The sequence below is a fragment of the Burkholderia sp. 9779_493 genome, assembly GCF_015712215.1.
Taxonomy (GTDB): domain Bacteria; phylum Pseudomonadota; class Gammaproteobacteria; order Burkholderiales; family Burkholderiaceae; genus Burkholderia; species Burkholderia cenocepacia.
Genome location: NZ_JACCQA010000034.1, coordinates 68,099 through 84,554, shown reverse-complemented (window position 1 = coordinate 84,554; position 16,456 = coordinate 68,099). Strand labels below are relative to the sequence as shown.

Annotated in this window: 16 protein-coding genes; 6 read left to right on the top strand and 10 right to left on the bottom strand. The window is 69.4% G+C overall.

Annotated elements, in window-relative coordinates:
• Positions 1-35 precede the first annotated feature (35 nt).
• Complete coding sequence (locus H0X95_RS28130; protein WP_059722437.1) at positions 36-1,010, bottom strand: AraC family transcriptional regulator; 975 nt, start codon at positions 1,008-1,010, stop codon at positions 36-38.
• Between the two features lie 149 nt (positions 1,011-1,159).
• Here H0X95_RS28130 and H0X95_RS28125 point away from each other — a divergent pair, with 149 nt between their 5' ends.
• Complete coding sequence (locus H0X95_RS28125) at positions 1,160-2,266, top strand: NAD/NADP-dependent octopine/nopaline dehydrogenase family protein (RefSeq protein ID WP_059722439.1); 1,107 nt, start codon at positions 1,160-1,162, stop codon at positions 2,264-2,266.
• Positions 2,263-3,273, top strand: coding sequence for a 3-hydroxybutyryl-CoA dehydrogenase (locus tag H0X95_RS28120; protein WP_059722440.1), 1,011 nt, complete (start codon positions 2,263-2,265; stop codon positions 3,271-3,273). Before H0X95_RS28125 ends, H0X95_RS28120 begins: the two co-directional genes overlap by 4 nt.
• A gap of 11 nt (positions 3,274-3,284) precedes the next feature.
• Here H0X95_RS28120 and H0X95_RS28115 read toward each other — a convergent pair whose 3' ends face one another.
• The 8 genes from H0X95_RS28115 to H0X95_RS28080 form a co-directional block, all read right to left on the bottom strand.
• Positions 3,285-4,622 (bottom strand): MFS transporter, encoded by a 1,338-nt coding sequence (locus H0X95_RS28115; RefSeq protein WP_059722442.1) that lies wholly within the window; start codon positions 4,620-4,622, stop codon positions 3,285-3,287.
• Between the two features lie 177 nt (positions 4,623-4,799).
• Entirely contained in the window at positions 4,800-5,846 is a 1,047-nt protein-coding gene (locus tag H0X95_RS28110; RefSeq protein ID WP_059722443.1) for an ABC transporter substrate-binding protein, read from the bottom strand.
• Positions 5,843-6,994, bottom strand: a complete 1,152-nt coding sequence (locus tag H0X95_RS28105) for an NAD(P)/FAD-dependent oxidoreductase (protein ID WP_059722445.1) — start codon at positions 6,992-6,994, stop codon at positions 5,843-5,845. Before H0X95_RS28105 ends, H0X95_RS28110 begins: the two co-directional genes overlap by 4 nt.
• Complete coding sequence (locus H0X95_RS28100; protein ID WP_059722447.1) at positions 6,987-8,429, bottom strand: FAD/NAD(P)-dependent oxidoreductase; 1,443 nt, start codon at positions 8,427-8,429, stop codon at positions 6,987-6,989. The genes H0X95_RS28105 and H0X95_RS28100 overlap by 8 nt, the downstream gene beginning before the upstream one ends.
• A complete protein-coding gene (locus tag H0X95_RS28095) occupies positions 8,426-8,773 on the bottom strand; it encodes a (2Fe-2S)-binding protein (protein ID WP_012493144.1) in 348 nt (115 codons plus the stop codon). Before H0X95_RS28095 ends, H0X95_RS28100 begins: the two co-directional genes overlap by 4 nt.
• Entirely contained in the window at positions 8,773-9,567 is a 795-nt protein-coding gene (locus H0X95_RS28090; RefSeq protein WP_048988333.1) for an ABC transporter permease, read from the bottom strand. Before H0X95_RS28090 ends, H0X95_RS28095 begins: the two co-directional genes overlap by 1 nt.
• A complete protein-coding gene (locus H0X95_RS28085; RefSeq protein WP_058902769.1) occupies positions 9,564-10,556 on the bottom strand; it encodes an ABC transporter permease in 993 nt (330 codons plus the stop codon). The genes H0X95_RS28090 and H0X95_RS28085 overlap by 4 nt, the downstream gene beginning before the upstream one ends.
• Positions 10,557-11,639, bottom strand: coding sequence for an ABC transporter ATP-binding protein (locus tag H0X95_RS28080; protein ID WP_006485925.1), 1,083 nt, complete (start codon positions 11,637-11,639; stop codon positions 10,557-10,559). It lies immediately after the preceding gene.
• A gap of 293 nt (positions 11,640-11,932) precedes the next feature.
• Here H0X95_RS28080 and H0X95_RS28075 point away from each other — a divergent pair, with 293 nt between their 5' ends.
• The 4 genes from H0X95_RS28075 to H0X95_RS28060 all read left to right on the top strand — a co-directional run bounded on the left by H0X95_RS28075 (position 11,933) and on the right by H0X95_RS28060 (position 15,399).
• Complete coding sequence (locus H0X95_RS28075; protein ID WP_006485919.1) at positions 11,933-12,838, top strand: IclR family transcriptional regulator; 906 nt, start codon at positions 11,933-11,935, stop codon at positions 12,836-12,838.
• A 298-nt stretch (positions 12,839-13,136) separates the two neighbouring features.
• Positions 13,137-13,883: an SDR family oxidoreductase gene (locus H0X95_RS28070; RefSeq protein WP_059722449.1), complete on the top strand. Its 747-nt coding sequence runs from the start codon at positions 13,137-13,139 to the stop codon at positions 13,881-13,883.
• A 152-nt stretch (positions 13,884-14,035) separates the two neighbouring features.
• Complete coding sequence (locus H0X95_RS28065) at positions 14,036-14,857, top strand: DJ-1/PfpI family protein (protein WP_059722451.1); 822 nt, start codon at positions 14,036-14,038, stop codon at positions 14,855-14,857.
• A 68-nt stretch (positions 14,858-14,925) separates the two neighbouring features.
• Positions 14,926-15,399, top strand: coding sequence for a YybH family protein (locus H0X95_RS28060; protein WP_059722453.1), 474 nt, complete (start codon positions 14,926-14,928; stop codon positions 15,397-15,399).
• A 100-nt stretch (positions 15,400-15,499) separates the two neighbouring features.
• Here H0X95_RS28060 and H0X95_RS28055 read toward each other — a convergent pair whose 3' ends face one another.
• Positions 15,500-16,447 (bottom strand): GlxA family transcriptional regulator, encoded by a 948-nt coding sequence (locus tag H0X95_RS28055; protein WP_006485916.1) that lies wholly within the window; start codon positions 16,445-16,447, stop codon positions 15,500-15,502.
• Positions 16,448-16,456: the final 9 nt, after the last annotated feature.

Genomic DNA, 16,456 nt, shown 5'->3' with positions numbered 1-16,456 from the left:
GGCCGGGGCCGCGGGGCGGCCGGGAGCGGAAAGCGTCATCGTGTCTGCCTCGCGGTGACGGAAGGCGCGTGGCCGTAACGCCGTGCATACGCCTTCGCGAAATGGCCGAAGCCATGGATGCCGTGCGCGATCAATACGTCGGTCACGCTGCGCGCGTCGCCGCGCTGTAGCGCCGCGTGTACGGCGGCGAGCCGGCGCTCGCGCACGTACGCGGCCGGCGACGTGTGCAGGAACGCGCGAAACGCATGTTGCAGCGTGCGCGGCGCGACCCCGGCGACGGCCGCCAGCGCGGCGAGCGCGAGCGGTTCGCCGAGGTGCGCATCGACGTGAGCGCACGCACGGCGCACGTGCGCGGGCAGCGGCGGCGTGCCGCGTCGCAGCGCGTCGCTGTACGAATGCGGCAGGTGCGTGAGCAGCAGCGACATCAGCCACGCGGTGAGGTCGGCGCCGAACACCGGCGACGCCGCGCCGATGCCCGGCTGCGCGCCGAGCCGGCACAGGTATTCGAAGGTCGGCCGTACGAGCGCGGTGCCCGCGCCGGCACCGCCGGCCGCGAGATCGAATTGCAGCGGCCGCGTGAGCGTCGCCTGCAGCATGTCCTGCAACTTGCGCTCGAGCGCGCCGCGCTCGAGCCGCAGCACGAGGTTGCGGCAATCGGGGCTCGTGCGCAGACGGCTCGGAAGCGCGGGCGACGATACGGTCAGCGCGCCGGGGCCGGCGCGCGCGACGACGTTGCCGGCCTGCAGTTCGCACGCACCGGCGAGCGTCAGCCGGAACAGGAAGTGATCGGCATCGTCGCCGAACTCGATGCGCGTTGCGCGGCCGTAGCAGAGTTCGAGCAGCGCGCCGTGATGCAGCGGCACCTCGTACAGCTCCGCGTGAAACGGATCGCGGCCGGCCGCGGCCATCCGGTGCGGCCCGAGCCGGTGCGCGACCGCGCGTTCGACTTCGTCGGGCGCCTGCAGCGTGCCGAGCCGGTTCGGCGCATGGCGGGAAAGGGCGATGTCCATTCGTAGACCTCGTGGCGGATGCAGGGGCGCGGCAGCATCTGCCGCACCGCGATTGCGTTGCGCGAACGGGCGTGTCGTTGCGCGTTTTGAAGCGACGCGGTGCAAGTGCCCGCGTAGTCTCGGACATACTCGATCACCGGGAGAAAACGATGAAGGTATGTGTTCTGGGCGGCGGCCACGGCTGCCATGCGGCGGCCATCGACCTGCTCGAAAAAGGCCACGACGTGACGTGGTGGCGGCGCGATCGCGAGCCGCATGCGCGGCTGCGCGAGCTTGGCGTGCTGAACGTCACCGACTATCGCGGCAAGCGGGCGGTGCCGCTCGGCGATGCGCCGGGCGCGATCCGCCTGACCGACGATCTCGCCGCCGCGCTGCGCGGCGCGCGGCTCGTCGTGGTGCCGCTGCCGGCTACGTCGCACGACGCGCTCGCCGCGCAGGTCGGGCCGCTGCTGGAGGATGGCCAGGTCGTGTTCCTGCCGCCCGGCACGTTCGGCAGCGTCGTGTTCGCCCGCTCGGCCGCCGACGCCGGCAACCGTGCGCGCGTCGCGTTCGCCGAAACCGGCACGCTGCCGTATCTGGTGCGCAAGCATGGCGACAACGACGTCGTGATCAGCGCGTACGCGACGCGCCTGCCGACCGGCGTGTGGCCGGCGAACGCGGCCGGCTGGGCGTTCGACGTGCTGCGCGCCGGCTATCCGTCGGTCGAGCCGGTCGAGGATGCGTTGTCCGGCGCGCTGATGAACGCGGGCCCCGTGATCCATCCGCCGCTGATCCTGATGAACGCCGGGCCGCTCGAACACTTCGACGCGTGGGACATCCACAACGAAGGCACGCAGCCGTCGATCCGCCGCGTGACGAACGCGCTCGACGCCGAACGCATCGCGGTGCGCGAAGCGCTCGGCTACCGCGCGCCGCATTTCCCGCTCGCCGATCACTACGCGACCGACGGCGACGAGTGGATGTACGGGCGCGGCGCGCACGGCAAGCTGACCGATAGCGGCGACTGGCGCGAGAAGATCGATCTGCGCACGCATCGCTACATGCTCGAGGACACCCGGCTCGGGCTGTCGTTCATCGTGTCGTGCGGGCGCTGGGCCGGCGTGCCGACGCCCGTCGCGCAGGGGCTGCTGAGTATCGCGAGCGCGGTCGCGGTGCGCGACCTGTATGCGGAAGGGCGCACGCTGGAGCGGCTCGGGCTCGCGGCGCTGTCGAAGGATGCGCTGCGCGCGCTGCTCGACGCGGGGTACGCGAAATGAAGGCGGCTGCCGATGTGACGCGCGTCCACGTGCTCGGCGCGGGACGCATGGGGCAGGGCATCGCGCTCGTGTTCGCGTTCGCGGGCCTCGACGTGACGCTGATCGACTTCAAGCCGCGCGACGCGGCCGGCCGGCGCGCGTTCGACGTGCGCACACGCGACGAGATCATCCGGCCGCTGCATGCGCAGGTTGCGCTGGGCCGCATCGACACCGCGCAGGCGGATGCCGTCGTCGCGCGCATCGCGCTCGTGGCGCGGAACGGCGCGGCCGACGCGGTACGCGATGCCGACATCGTGTTCGAGGCGCTGCCCGAAGTGCTCGAAGCAAAGGCCGACGCGCTGCGCTGGCTCGGTGAACACGTCGATGCGCACGCAACGATCGCGTCGACCACGTCGACGTTCGTCGTCACCGAATTGCAGCGCCACGTCGCGCACCCCGCGCGGATGCTGAACGCGCACTGGCTGAACCCCGCGCTGCTGATGCCGCTCGTCGAGGTGAGCCGCAGCGACGCAACGGATCAAACCGTCGTCGACGCGCTCGCGGCGCTGCTCGAACGCGTGGGCAAGAAGCCGGTGATCTGCGGGCCGGCGCCCGGCTATATCGTGCCGCGCATCCAGGCGCTCGCGATGAACGAGGCCGCGCGGATGGTCGAGGAAGGCGTGGCCAGCGCCGAGGACATCGACACGGCGATCCGCACCGGCTTCGGCCCGCGCTTCGCGGTGCTCGGGCTGCTCGAATTCATCGACTGGGGCGGTTGCGACATCCTCTACTACGCGTCGCGGTACCTGGCCGGCGAGATCGGCCCGCGCTTCGCGCCGGCCGCGAGCGTCGTGCGCAACATGGAAGCCGGGCGCGACGGCGTGCGTACGGGCGCCGGCTTCCACGACTATGCGGCGGTCGACGTGCCCGCGTACATGCGGCAGCGGCTCGGCGAATTCGCGCGGCTGCTCGACCATCTCGGGCTGGCACCGGCGTTCGACAGCGCGCGGCGCGACACCGGGCGCTGAGCGGCGCGCGCTCATGCCGGGTCGCCGCGCGAACCGTCGGCGGGCGTGGTGCGCGTCTCGCGCATCACGCACAGCGTCGCGACCGTGACGAGGCCGAGCGCGATGAGGAACAGCGACACCGGCCACGACGCGTGATAGCGCGCGAGCAATGCGGTCGCGATCAGCGGCGACATCCCGCCCGCGAAGATCGACGCGACTTCGTGGCCGAGCGCGACGCCCGAATAGCGCACTTCGGTGCTGAACAGCTCGCCGACGAGCGCGGGCAGCGTGCCGATCATCGCGCCGTGGCTCACCGCCGTGCCGACCGTCAGCGCGAGCCACACGAGCGGCGTCACGCGCGTATCGAGCAGCCAGAAGAACGGAAACGCGCACGCAACGAGGCTCAGCGCGCCGATCAGGTACACGGGCTTGCGGCCGATCCGGTCGGACAGCCGGCCCCACGCGAGCATCGCGCCCATCTCGACGATCATCGCGATCATCACGCCGGTCAGCATCGTGCCGTTCGGAATCCCCAGGTATTTGCCATAGACGAGCGAGAACGCGAGGAAGATGTACGCACCGCCGTTCTCGGCCACGCGCAGCCCCATCGCGAGCAGGATTTCCTTCGGGTGGCGGCGGATGCACTCGACGATCGGCAAATGCGTGTGCGCACCGCGCTTGCCGGCTTGTTCGAAGTCGCGGCTTTCCGGCAGATGGCGGCGGATATAGATGCCGATCGCGAAGATCGCGACGCTCGCGAGGAACGGCAGCCGCCAGCCCCACGTGCGGAACGCGTCGTCCGGCAGCGCCTGCGCGGCGAGAAACGCGGCCGACGACAGCACGAAGCCGCCGCCTACGCCGAGCTGGCTCCACGCCGCGTAATAGCCGCGTTGCTCGGGTGGCGCGTTTTCGCTGATCATCAGCACGCCGCCGCCCCATTCGCCGCCGGACGCGATGCCCTGCAGCAGGCGCAGCACGACGAGCGCGGCCGGCGCCCACAGGCCGACCTGCGCATAGGTCGGCAGCAGGCCGATCGCGAAGGTCGACGCGCCCATGATCAGCAGCGTCCAGACGAGCGATGCCTTGCGCCCGTAGCGATCGCCGATGTGGCCGAACACGATCCCGCCGAGCGGCCGCGCGACGAAGCCGAGCGCGAACGCCGCGAATGCGGCGAGGCTGCCGGCGAGCGGCGATGCGCCGGGCGGGAAGAACACGTGGCCGAACACCAGCGCCGCGGCCGTGCCGTACACGAAGAAGTCGTACCACTCCATCGCGTTGCCGGCGACGGAGGCGATGACGATCCGGCGCAGTTGCCGGTCGGCGAGCGGCCGGACGGCGCTCGGGGATTGCACGGTGTCGGTCGGGTACATGGCGGAACTCTGAAGGGGGAGGCGGGCGCGTGCCGTCTTCGCGATGCATGCGGCACTGCGGGCTAGTGTTGTCGGCCCCGCCGGCCCCGGTCAAATCCGCAGAAAAAGGGGAGTGTCATCACTCCCGCAAATGATGGTCGGGGCGCGCGTGGCCGTGCCAGCGCGCGCCGGGGCCCGTCAGCGCTCGATCTGCCGGTTCCACCGCGTATCCCACTGCGCGCGGCGCGCATTGATCGCGGTCCAGTCGACCACCGTCACCTTGCGCACCAGGTCGTCGACGTTGCCGAGGCTCTGTTGCATCGGAGCCGGCATCTTCGCGAGGCGGTTGGTCGGAATCTGCTTGCCGGCCTCGGCCGCCTTCGTCTGCGCGGGCGCGGACAGCAGGAACTGCGCGAGCTTCTGCGCGAGTTGCGGATCGGGATTGTTCGCGACCACGCACAGGTCGACGAGCAGCAGCACCGGGCCTTCCTTCGGGTTCGCATACGCGACGGGGATGCCCTTGTCCTGAAGGTCGCCGACGCCGGTCGGCGTGAGCGGGAACAGGCCGGCCTCGCCGGTCTGCACCATCTCGGAGATCTTCGCCGAGTTCGGGATGTACTCGACGACGTTCGGCCCGACCGTGCTCGCCCACTTGCCGAAGCCGGGCTCGACGTTCTGCTCGTTGCCGCCGAGCAGCCGGTTGATCGCGAGGAAGCCGTGCAGCCCGAACGTGCTGCTCGACGCCGACTGGAACACGACCTTGCCCTTGTATTTCGGATCGGCGAAATCCATCCACGAGGTCGGCGGCGCCCAGCCTTTCTCGGCGAACAGCTTCTTGTTGTACGCGATGCCGGTCATCCCGAGCTGCACGCCCGCGCCGACGTCGTCCTTCATCCGCGCGAACGGGTACAGCTCCTTGAGCACCGGCGAATCGTCGAGTTTCTGGCACACGCCGAGGCTTACCGCGCGCGCCATCACGCCGTCGTCGAGGAACGCGACGTGGATCTGCGGCTTGTTGCGGTTCGCGAGCAGCTTCGCGAGCACGTCCGACGACGTGCCGGGCACGATCACCACCTTGACGTTGTTGGCCTTCTCGAAGTCGGGCAGCACCTGGCTCGTATAGGCCTTCTCCATCGGCCCGCCGTTCATGCCGACGTAGATGGTCTTCGTTTGCGCGAACGCGGGCGTGCCGGCGCCTGCGATGCAGAGGGCGGCGGCCGCCGCGATCGTTCCGAGCAGTTTCATCTTAGGGTTTCCTCTTGACGGAAAGGGGCGGTCGGCACGGCTTGCGGGAAGAAGCGGCCGATCGAGAATGCATCGAGTGGCGTCGCGGTTTCGCCGGTGGTGATGAGATCGGCGAGCACGTCGCCGACGCCCGGCGCGAGCAGGAAGCCGCCGCCGGAAAAGCCGAACGCATGCAGCAGATTCGGCGTGGTGCGGCTCGCGCCGATGATCGGGTTGTGGTCGGGTGTGCAGCCCTCGACGCCGCTCCACGTGCGGATCAGCAGTGCGTCGCGCAGCGCGGGCAACAGCGCGCACGCATCGCGCATCACCGCGCGCGTCGTATCGACCGACGGCTGGCCGAACTCGCCGTCGCCGCGGCCCCGGCCGCCGCCGATCACGCAGTTGCCGCGCGCGACCTGCCGCGCGTACACGCCGCCGCCATACACGCCGAGGTTGTGCGCGATGAACGGCGGCAGCGGCTCGGTCACCCACATGTTCGGGTAGATCGGCTCCATCGGTACGGCCTCGCCGAAGCGTTCGGCGATCGTGTTCGCCCATGCGCCCGCCGAATTGATCAGCCACGTCGCGGTGTGCGCGCGGCCGCCCGCCTGCAAGTGAAAACGCGTGCCGTCGTGATGAACCTCATCGACGGCGGTGTGCTCGAACACGTCCGCGCCCGCCGCGCGGGCCGCGCGCGCGAACGCGGGCGACACGAGGCGCGGGTTCGCATGGCCGTCGGTCTCGCACAGCGAGCCGCCGAGCGCCGCGCGGCCGAGCCACGGGTAGCGGCGGCGGAACGCGTCGCCGCGCATCACCTGCAGCGGCAAGCCGTGTTCGCCGGCGAGCACGGCGTACGCGTCGAGCGCATCGAGATCGGCGTCGCTGCGTGCGAGTCGCAAGTGGCCGGACACGACGAATTCGCCATCGATGCGGATCAGCTCGGGCAGGCGATCCCAGATGCGCCGCGCCCGCAGTGCGAGCGGCAATTGCTCGACCGGCCGGCCCTGACAGCGCACGCCGCCGTAGTTCACGCCGCTCGCCTGCGCGCCGCAGTCGCGCCGTTCGAACAGCCCGACGCGCAGCCCGCGTCGCGTGAGCGCAAGCGCGGCCGACGCGCCGACGAGGCCGCCGCCGACGATCGCGACGTCGTAATGCCGGATCTCACTCATCGCGCGCCTCGTCGGGAATCGCCGCGACGTCGTCGCCCGCGAGCGCGGCCGAGATCGGGAACGGCTTCACGGGTGGTTGCGCACGCAACCGGCCGACGTCGGCGAGCGGCCGGCCGGTTTCGGCGGCCAGCACGAGCGCGGCCGCGTCGCCGCACATGCGGCCCTGGCAGCGGCCCATGCCGACGCGGGTCAGCGCCTTCAGCCGGTTCAATTCGGTCGCCGCGCCTTCGCGCACGCAGCGGCGCAGCGTGCCCGCGTCGATCTCTTCGCAGCGGCACACGATCGTGTCGTCGGGGCAGCGGGCAGCCTGTTCGGCCGGCGGCGCGAACGCGGCTTCGAGGCCCGCGCGGAATGCGCCGATGCGCGCGAGCGTGCGTTCGAGCGCCGCCGCGTCGGGTTGGCCGGACGGCGAGCGCGATGCGATGCCGGCATCGTCGAGCAGCGCGAGCGCCGCACGCCGGCCCGACGCTTCGGCCGCGTCGGCGCCCGCGATGCCCGCGCCGTCGCCGGCGACGTAGAGGCCGCGCACCGACGTGCGCCCGGCCGCGTCGCGTTCGGGCAGCCACGCGCGGTTGAGCGGGTCGAAACCGAACCGGCAGCCGGCGAGATCGGCAAGCTGCGTTTCGGAACGCAGGCCGAAGCCGAGGCCGAGCGCATCGCAATCGAGCGCGCGCGGCGGCGCGGGCTGCGCCGAGTCGCCGGCGGCGCGCCATGCGAGCCCCGTCACATGTTGATCGCCGAGCACGCGCTCGAGCGTGACGCCCGTTTCGATCGCGACGCCATGCGCGCGCAGCCAGCCGTGGTAGTAGAGCCCTTTCGCGAAGATCGACGGCATGCGCAGCAACGCGGGCGCGGCAGCGGCCTGGCGGCGCAGTGGGCTCGTGTCGAGCACGGCCGCGACGTTCGCGCCGGCCTTCGCATACTGGTAGGCGACGAGGTAAAGCAGCGGCCCCGTGCCCGCGAGCACGATGCGCCGGCCGATCGCGCAGCCCTGCGCCTTCAGCGCGACCTGGGCGCCGCCGAGCGTATAGACGCCCGCGAGCGTCCAGCCCGGCACGGGCAGCATGCGGTCGGTCGCGCCGCTCGCGACGATCAGGTGCGAGTACGGCACCGTCACCTCGCGGCCGTCCTGCAGCGTGTCGACGCGGCCCGCGCCGCATGACCACGCGAGCGTGTTCGGCCGGTAGTCGACCTGCGGCAGCAGCGCGGCCATCGTCTGGTGCACGGCGTCGGCCTTCGCAGCCTCGAAACCGTACAGCGTGCGCTTGCCGCGCACGAATGCGGCGTCGGCCGGCGGCTGACGATAGATCTGTCCGCCCCAGCGCGCGTTCTCGTCGATCACGACCGGGTGCAGCCCCGCGTCGACCAGCGCCTCGGCCGCGCGCACGCCGGCCGGCCCCGCGCCGACGATCACCGGTTGCAGTACGGCGCTCACGATGCGTCTCCGGTCGCGGCCGGCCGGGCGGCCGTAAGAATCCGCATGCCGTCGGCGATCGGCGTCGAGCATGCGCGCACGCGTGCGCCGGCTTCGGTGCGCACCCAGCAGTCCTGGCAGGCGCCGATCAGGCAGAAACCCGCGCGCGGCTGGCCGCTGAATTCGCTGACGCGCACGCGACGCTGCGCGACCAGGATCGCGGTGAGCACGGTGTCGCCGGCGAGCGCCTGCGCGGGCCGGCCGTCGAGCACGAACGCGACGGGGGCGCGTTCGCGTTCGGCGACGCGCACGAACTGCGCGCCGTCGTCCGCGACGTGAGTGGAACGGGAAACGGGAGTCGTCATCAATGTTGGCCGATCAGGATGCGGTTCAGGCCGTACACGCGATCGAGCAGCAGCATCGCGCCGGCGGTGATGAAGATGACGAGCGCCGACACCGACGCCATCATCGGGTCGATCGATTCGGTCGCGTACATGTACATGCGCACGGGCAGCGTGACCGTCTGCGGCGACGTGACGAAGATCGACATCGTCAGCTCGTCGAAGCTGTTGATGAACGCGAGCAGCCAGCCGCCCGTGATGCCGGGCACGATCATCGGCAGCGTGATGCGGCGGAAGATCGTCCACGGGTCCGCGCCGAGCGAGCACGCGGCCTGCTCGATGCTGCGGTCGAGGCCGGCGACCGACGCGAGCACGAGGCGCATCACGAACGGCGTGATGACGATCATGTGCGCGAGCACGAGCCACGCGAACGAGCCGGTCGCGCCGATCAGCGCGAAGAAGCGCAGCAGCGCGATGCCGAGCACGAGGCCGGGAATCACGAGCGGCGACAGCAGCAGCCCGTTCAGGAACGCGCGGCCCGGAAACGTCGCGCGGCCGATCGCGAGGCCGGCCGGCAGCCCGATCGCGAGCGACAGCGTGGCCGACGCGAACGCGAGCTTCACGCTGTTGAAGAACGCGGTGACGAAGTCCGGATAGTCGAGGATCGCGCGGAACCAGCGCAGCGACACGCCGCGGGTCGGCAGCGTCAGCGTTTCGTCGGGCGTGAACGCGACGAGCACGACGATCACGAGCGGCGCGAGCACGAACAGGATCACGAGCGTGTGGAAGGCGAGGGCGAAGGGACCGTTCTTTCTCATCGCGATGCGCCTCCGAGGCTGCGCGCGTAGCGGCGTTCGAGCACGCGGTAGTAAGTGAGCATCACGACGAGGTTCGCGGCGAGCAGCAGCACCGCGATCGTCGCGCCGAGCGGCCAGTTCAGCGAGCCGAGGAACTCGTCGTAGACGGCCGTGGCCGCGACCTTCAGCCGTCGTCCGCCGAGCAGGCCCGGAATCGCGAACGCGCTCGCCGACAGCCCGAACACCATCAGGCTGCCCGACAGCACGCCCGGCATCAGTTGCGGCACGACGATGCGGCGCAGCGTCGTGAACGGCGACGCGCCGAGCGACAGCGCCGCGTGTTCGGTCTGCGGATCGAGCCGCTGCAGCGCGGTCCACACGGGAATCACCATGAACGGCAGCATCACGTGCACCAGTGCGATCACGATCGCGAAGGTCGTGTATTCGAGCTTGTACGGCCCGAGACCCACGAGCCCGAGCGCCTGGTTCACGAGCCCGCCGGTGTTCAGCAGCATGCTCCAGCCGAATGCGCGCACGACCACCGACACCAGCAGCGGCGCGAGGATCGCGAGCAGGAACAGCGAGCGCCACGGGTCGCGCATTTTCGACAGCACGTACGCTTCCGGCGTGCCGATCGCGACGCAGATCGCGGTGGTCAGCGCGGCGATCCCGAACGTGCGCGCGAAGATCGTGTGGAAATACGACGAGCCGAGCACTTCCGCGTAGTTGCCGAACTGGAACGCGGCGATCGGACCGGTGGCCGGGTCGAAGCGATAGAACGTCAACACGAAGGTCATCGCGAGCGGCACGAGCACGAGCGCGGCGAAGAGTGCGAATGCGGGCGCGCACATCAGCCACAGCGGCGCATGGGCGCGCCAGCTCGCGCGTGTCGTGCGGGCCGGCTGCGTCGCGTGCGCGGCGGTGCGTGTCGGCACCGCGTCATGCGCACCCGATCGCGCGAGTCCGGCCGGTGCGACGTCGGTCGAGAGCGGGCGGGAAGGCGGTCGCATTCAGGCCTCCCGGCGCATCACGCGCACCGCGTCGCTGTGCCAGTCGATGCCGACCGGCGCGCCTTCCGCGAGCGGTTCCGCGCCTTCGTTCTGGCAGCACACGAGCACTTCGCCGAGCGCGCTGTCGACGCGGTACAGCCACTGGCTGCCGAGGAAGAACCGGCTCGTGACGGTCGCGGCGAAGCGGCCGGCGTCGGGCGCGCACAGCCGCAGCTTCTCCGGACGGATGCAGACCGACACCGCGTCGCCGACGCGCATGTCGCGCTCGCGCGGCGGCAGGTGCGCGGTGCGGCCCGTCTCGGCGAGATCGTGCCCGAGGTCGATGCGGATCGCGTCGCCGTCGTGCGCGACGATCGTGCCGGGCAACAGGTTCGCCTTGCCGATGAACTGCGACACGAAGCGGTTTTCCGGGCGCTCGTACGCGCGGTACGGCGTATCGGTCTGCGTGATGCGGCCGGCTTCCATCACGACCACGCGGTCGCTGATTGACAGCGCTTCGGACTGATCGTGCGTGACCATGATCGTCGTCGTGCCGATCTTGCGCTGGATCGCGCGCAGCTCGAACTGCATCTCCTCGCGCAGCTTCGCGTCGAGGTTCGACATCGGTTCGTCGAGCAGCAGCACGGGCGGCTCGATCACGACCGCGCGCGCGATCGCCACGCGCTGCCGCTGGCCGCCCGACAATTCGCGCGGAAAGCGGTGCGCGAGCGCGTCGAGCCGTACGAGCGCCAGCGCCGCGCGGATGCGCTCCGCGCGCTCGGCCTTGTCGACGCCGCGCATGTCGAGGCCGAAGCCGACGTTCTCCGCGACGCTCATGTGCGGAAACAGCGCATAGCTCTGGAACACGATGCCGAGCCCGCGGCGGTTCGGCTTCAGGTGCGTGATGTCCTGCCCGTCGAGCGCGATGCGGCCGCGCGTGACGTCGACGAAGCCGGCGATCATCTGCAGCGTGGTGGTCTTGCCGCAACCGGACGGCCCGAGCAGCGACACGAATTCGCCCTGTTCGACCGACAGGTTGACGTCCGCGACGGCGGTGAGCGCGCCGAAGGTTTTCGTCAGATCCGTAAGCGTGAGAAACGACATGGAGAGCTCCGGTTCGCACACCGCGTGGCCGGTGCGCCGATGACGCGGACTCTAGCCAGCCATATTTCGGCGCGTCAATTTCGAATTCTGCTGAACGGGATGAATTTCGAAAAAATTCCGTTGAACGGAACGAACAGGCCGATCGCAGGTGAATCGTTCCGATGGATGAAGGGCGCCCGAGCCGCGAAACGCACGCGTCAATCCCGTGCACACCCGGATGTCAGCGGAATTTCGACCGGACGACAATGGCGGCTACCCTATTCCGTTCAATGAAATCGTCGAGGAGAGCCGGCATGCAGGAACCCCATTCGCCCGGAACGTCGCCGGCCGCGCGCACGCCGCGCCCGGACGAGGGCGTCGTCGACGCGGCAGATGCGGTCGAGCCGGCCGGCGCGCCCGGTACCGGCATGCTGCAGCGTGCGTTCGCGATCCTGCGCGCGCTGGCCGGCATGCAGCAGGACGGCGTGCGCGTCACGCATCTTGCGAAGGCCGTCGGCCTCACGCAGGGCACCGCGCACCGGATCCTGCAATCGCTGATCGCCGAAGGGATGGTCGAACAGGACGAGCAGTCGAAGCTGTACCGGCTGAGCGTCGACTTCTTCGCGCTCGCCGCGCAGGCCGGCAACCCGAGCAGCATGCGCACGCTGTGCCGTCCAGCGTTGCTGCGGCTGTGCGCGAGCCTCGGCGAGACGATCTTCCTGCTCGTGAAAAGCGGTTTCGACGCCGTGTGTCTCGACCTGTGCGAAGGGCCGTTTCCGATCCGCTCGTTTACCGGCGACATCGGCGGGCGCATCGCGCTCGGTGTGGGACAGGGCAGCCTCGCGATCCTCGCGTTCCTGCCCGAAGCCGAACGCGAGGAGGTGATCCGCTTCAACGTGCCGCGCATTCGCGGCTACGGCGTGCTCGACGAGGTGTATCTGCGCACCGAGATCGAACGCGTGCGGCAACTCGGCTACGCGGGCCGCAATAGCGGCGTGCTCGACGGGATGGCCGGCGTCGCGGTGCCGATCCTCGACCGCACCGGTTATCCGGTCGGCGCGCTGAGCGTCGGCACGCTCGCGTCGCGGCTCGGCGACGACCGGATGCCGATGGTCGTCGAACTGCTGCGACGCCAGGCCGACGCGATCGGCCCGCGCACCAATCCGTTCGACGCCGCGTTGCGGCGGCCGATGCACGGGCTATCGGGGAAAACCGTCTAGCGAGTGTCGCGCGTTGCCGTTTCATCGGCTTGCTTGCGCAAGCCATGCACGTCCGATCAAGGCGCGCAGGGTCCGGCGGACTCGCGCGCTTTCGTTTTTCTTGCGGGCTTGCGCGTGTGGCGCCGCGAGCGCGCGATACGTTCGGATCGAATGGCGTTTTTCGAGGGTTATACGACCTTTGAGCCATATACGTCCCGTTCCATACTTCACATGAACGAGCAAGCCGGAGTCCGCACACAAACGCAATGACGCGTCGCATATCCGGCCTGATCAATCACGACATGAAAAGGAACGGAAGATGCGACTCAAGAGCAAATCGGCATTGATCACGGGCGGCACCAGCGGCATTGGTCTGGCCACCGCGAAGCTGTTCATTTCAGAAGGCGCGCGCGTCGCGGTGACGGGGCGCGACGAGGCCGTATTCGAGCGGGTGAAGGCAGAGCTTGGCGAGCATGCGATCGTGCTCAAGGGCGACGTACGGTCGCTCGACGACATGCGCGCGATTGCAGCCGAGATCAACGACACGTTCGGCGGCCTCGATGTCGTGTTCGCCAACGCGGGCTGGGCGTTCCCGTCCGCCGTCGACGACATCGACGACACGCTCTACAACGACATCATGGACGTCAACGTCAAGGGCGTGGTGTTCACGCTTCAGGCGGCGCTGCCGTACTTGCGCGAAGGTTCGTCGGTGATCCTCAATACCTCGTTCGTCGCGCAGACCGGCAAGCATGGCATCTCGTTGACCGCCGCAGCGAAGGCCGCCGTGCGATCGCTGGCTCGCAGCTGGTCGTGCGAATTTCTCGACCGGAAGATCCGCTTCAACGCGATCGCGCCCGGCGCGATCGACACACCGCTGCTCTCGAAATGGGGCAAGCCCGCCGAATGGGTGCGCGCCCGCAAGGCCGAATTCGCCGAAGCGATTCCGGTGGGCCGCATGGGCAACGCGGACGACATCGCCTACGCCGCGCTCTATCTCGCCAGCGACGAATCGTCGTTCGTCGTCGGCACCGAGCTGGTCGTCGATGGCGGCGCGTCGCAGCTTTAAGCCCGTGCGTCACGTTTCCCGAGCCCGGTAGGTCGTCCCGGCGCGTTCCCCTCCCGATTTCACGTCCGCCGCGCGGTTCGCCGTGGCGGTTATTTCATCCGGCCCGGCGGGGTTGCGCTCGCCCATGGGCCGAAGTGCAAGGAGCAATCATCTTGACCGACAGTAGCGACAACCATGCGCCCACCGGGCCACTCACACGGGCAGGCCGTTCCCGCCGCGATGTCCTGAAGTTCGGCAGCGCCGCTACCCTCGGCGCCGTGCTGGGCGGCAGCGCGTTGCTCGGGCACGCCGCGCCTGCGCCGAACGAGCCGCTCGACATCCTGATCGTCAATTACGACGGCGGCACGCTGCTCGACTTCGCGGGCCCCAGCGAAATCTTTCACCGGCTGCCGAATACGAACGTTCGCTACGCGAGCCTCGATGGCGGCAACGTGACGCTCGAATTCGGCGTCGTGTACGGGAAGACCGAGCGATTGGCCGATATCGACAAGACCGACGTGATCCTCGTGCCCGGCGGGTCCGATTTGTCGGCGCCGATGCGTCCGGCGTATCAGGCGCAGATCCGGCGTCTGGCGGAAAGGGCGAAACACGTGACGTCGGTGTGCAACGGCTCGCTCGTGCTCGCCGCGACGGGCGTGCTCGAGGGCAAGCGCAGCGCGTGCCATTGGGCGTTCGTCAACAAGCTGGCCGAATACGGCGCGATTCCCGTTCCCGACCGCTTCGTCGAAGACGACAACGGCCGCTTCATGAGCGGTGGCGGCGTGACGGCGGGCATCGACTTCGCGCTGCGCGTGGCGGCGAAGCTGCGCGGCCAGCCGGCCGCCGAATACACGCAACTCGTGATCGAATACGATCCCGCTCCGCCGTTCCACTCCGGTCATCCGAGCGATGCACGGCCCGAACTCGTCGCGATGGTCGACAAGAAGCTGCCGGGCGCATCGAAGGGCCTCGCACGCATCCCCGGCGTTCGCTGACACGTTTGCCGGCGACCCGTGCAGGGTTGCCTGCCTCTTCAATTCTAACCCTATTCGGAAATCACTCGATGCGACAGATCCATCCGTGTACGGCTGCGTTTGCAGCCTGCGTGTCCTTTTTCGCACTCGCGACGCCGGCGCTCGCCGCAGGTTCGCAACGCCCGCCCGCGGCGGCCATCAAGGCCGAAAACGCGCGATGGGCGGATGCCTTTGCGCGAGGGGATTACGACGCGATCGGCCGCCTCTATACCGACGACGGCGCGCTCTTGCCGCCGGGAGGCGATAAAGTCACGGGCCGCCGCGCGATCACCGAGTACTTCACCAACGGGTATGCCGGATCGAAACCCGGCACTGTATCGTTCAGCCATTACGAGTTCTACGGCAATGAGCGGGTCGTGACGGAGGTGTCGGATGCGGAGGTTCGCGACGGTGATGGAAAGCTGAAGGTCCGCGCCAAGCAGACGCTCGTCTTTCTGAAGCAGGGCGGCGTGTGGAAGCTGCATCGCGACATGTGGAACGCTTACCCGCCGGTCAAGGATTGACGATCGTCGACGTCCGGCGAAAGGACGCGCGACGTGCCCACGCGCCCATCGCCGGTTAGCGGGAAGCGGGCCACGCAGCGCGCTGATCGGCAGCGCTCGATCAGCGCGCTGCGTTCGTTCTGCTCTCGCGTCGAATCGCTTGCGGCGGATGCCCGTGCAGCTTGATGAACGCTCGGCGCATCCGTTCGGGATCGGTGAATCCCACCGCCAGCGCAATCTGTTCGATCGGTTCGCTGCCGCCCTGCAGGCGCAGCCTTGCGGCTTCGACGCGCAAACGCTCGACGGCCCGCGCCGGCGTTTCACCGGTTTCCCGGCGAAACGCGCGGCCGAACTGTCGCACGCTCAGGCTGGCGGCATCGGCGAGCCGTTCGACCGGCAACGCTTCGGCCAGATGTTCGCGGGCGAAATTCAGCGCAATGCGGATGCGATCCGATTCCGGCTCCATCTGCGACATCGCGGAGAATTGCGACTGCCCGCCGGGCCGCCGATACGGAACGACCAGCAGCCGCGAGACCTCGCGCGCGATCTCCGCGCTCATGTCCCGTTCGATCATGCCGAGCGCCAAGTCGATGCCGGAGGCAATACCCGCCGACGTCCAGACGCGGCCATCGACGACATAGATGCTGTCGCCGTCGACCCGCGTGCGAGGGAAACGCGACTGCAATTGCGCCGCGTATCGCCAGTGCGTCGCGGCTCTCAAACCGTCCAGCGAGCCGGTTTCGGCAAGCAGGAACGCGCCCGTGCACACGCTTGCCACCCGCGACGCCTTGGCGGCCAGTTTTTTGGCCGCGGCGATATTGTCCGAGGTCTGCATCGGCGCGATATCGCCGCCGACGAACACGACGGTGTCGAACGCGCGTCTTCCGATCGGCTTCGTGTCGATCGAAAGGCCGGTATTGCCGGGAATCGGGCCGCCGGTTGGCGAGATGACGTGAAGCGCGTAGGGCGTATGGCCGGCGGCCGTGGCCACCTGATTGAAGGCCGACAGCGGGCCGCCAAGATCGAGCGCGTCGTAGCCACGGCAAACGAAAAATCCAATGCGATGCATGACGAAGCA

Coding starts and splice junctions, on each gene's coding strand:
- H0X95_RS28055 (WP_006485916.1), bottom strand. CDS start 16,447: ATGCATCGCATTGGATTTTTCGTTTGCCGTGGCTACGACGCGCTCGAT.
- H0X95_RS28115 (WP_059722442.1), bottom strand. CDS start 4,622: ATGTACCCGACCGACACCGTGCAATCCCCGAGCGCCGTCCGGCCGCTC.
- H0X95_RS28070 (WP_059722449.1), top strand. CDS start 13,137: ATGCGACTCAAGAGCAAATCGGCATTGATCACGGGCGGCACCAGCGGC.
- H0X95_RS28090 (WP_048988333.1), bottom strand. CDS start 9,567: ATGAGAAAGAACGGTCCCTTCGCCCTCGCCTTCCACACGCTCGTGATC.
- H0X95_RS28130 (WP_059722437.1), bottom strand. CDS start 1,010: ATGGACATCGCCCTTTCCCGCCATGCGCCGAACCGGCTCGGCACGCTG.
- H0X95_RS28120 (WP_059722440.1), top strand. CDS start 2,263: ATGAAGGCGGCTGCCGATGTGACGCGCGTCCACGTGCTCGGCGCGGGA.
- H0X95_RS28095 (WP_012493144.1), bottom strand. CDS start 8,773: ATGACGACTCCCGTTTCCCGTTCCACTCACGTCGCGGACGACGGCGCG.
- H0X95_RS28080 (WP_006485925.1), bottom strand. CDS start 11,639: ATGTCGTTTCTCACGCTTACGGATCTGACGAAAACCTTCGGCGCGCTC.
- H0X95_RS28110 (WP_059722443.1), bottom strand. CDS start 5,846: ATGAAACTGCTCGGAACGATCGCGGCGGCCGCCGCCCTCTGCATCGCA.
- H0X95_RS28105 (WP_059722445.1), bottom strand. CDS start 6,994: ATGAGTGAGATCCGGCATTACGACGTCGCGATCGTCGGCGGCGGCCTC.
- H0X95_RS28125 (WP_059722439.1), top strand. CDS start 1,160: ATGAAGGTATGTGTTCTGGGCGGCGGCCACGGCTGCCATGCGGCGGCC.
- H0X95_RS28075 (WP_006485919.1), top strand. CDS start 11,933: ATGCAGGAACCCCATTCGCCCGGAACGTCGCCGGCCGCGCGCACGCCG.
- H0X95_RS28085 (WP_058902769.1), bottom strand. CDS start 10,556: ATGCGACCGCCTTCCCGCCCGCTCTCGACCGACGTCGCACCGGCCGGA.
- H0X95_RS28060 (WP_059722453.1), top strand. CDS start 14,926: ATGCGACAGATCCATCCGTGTACGGCTGCGTTTGCAGCCTGCGTGTCC.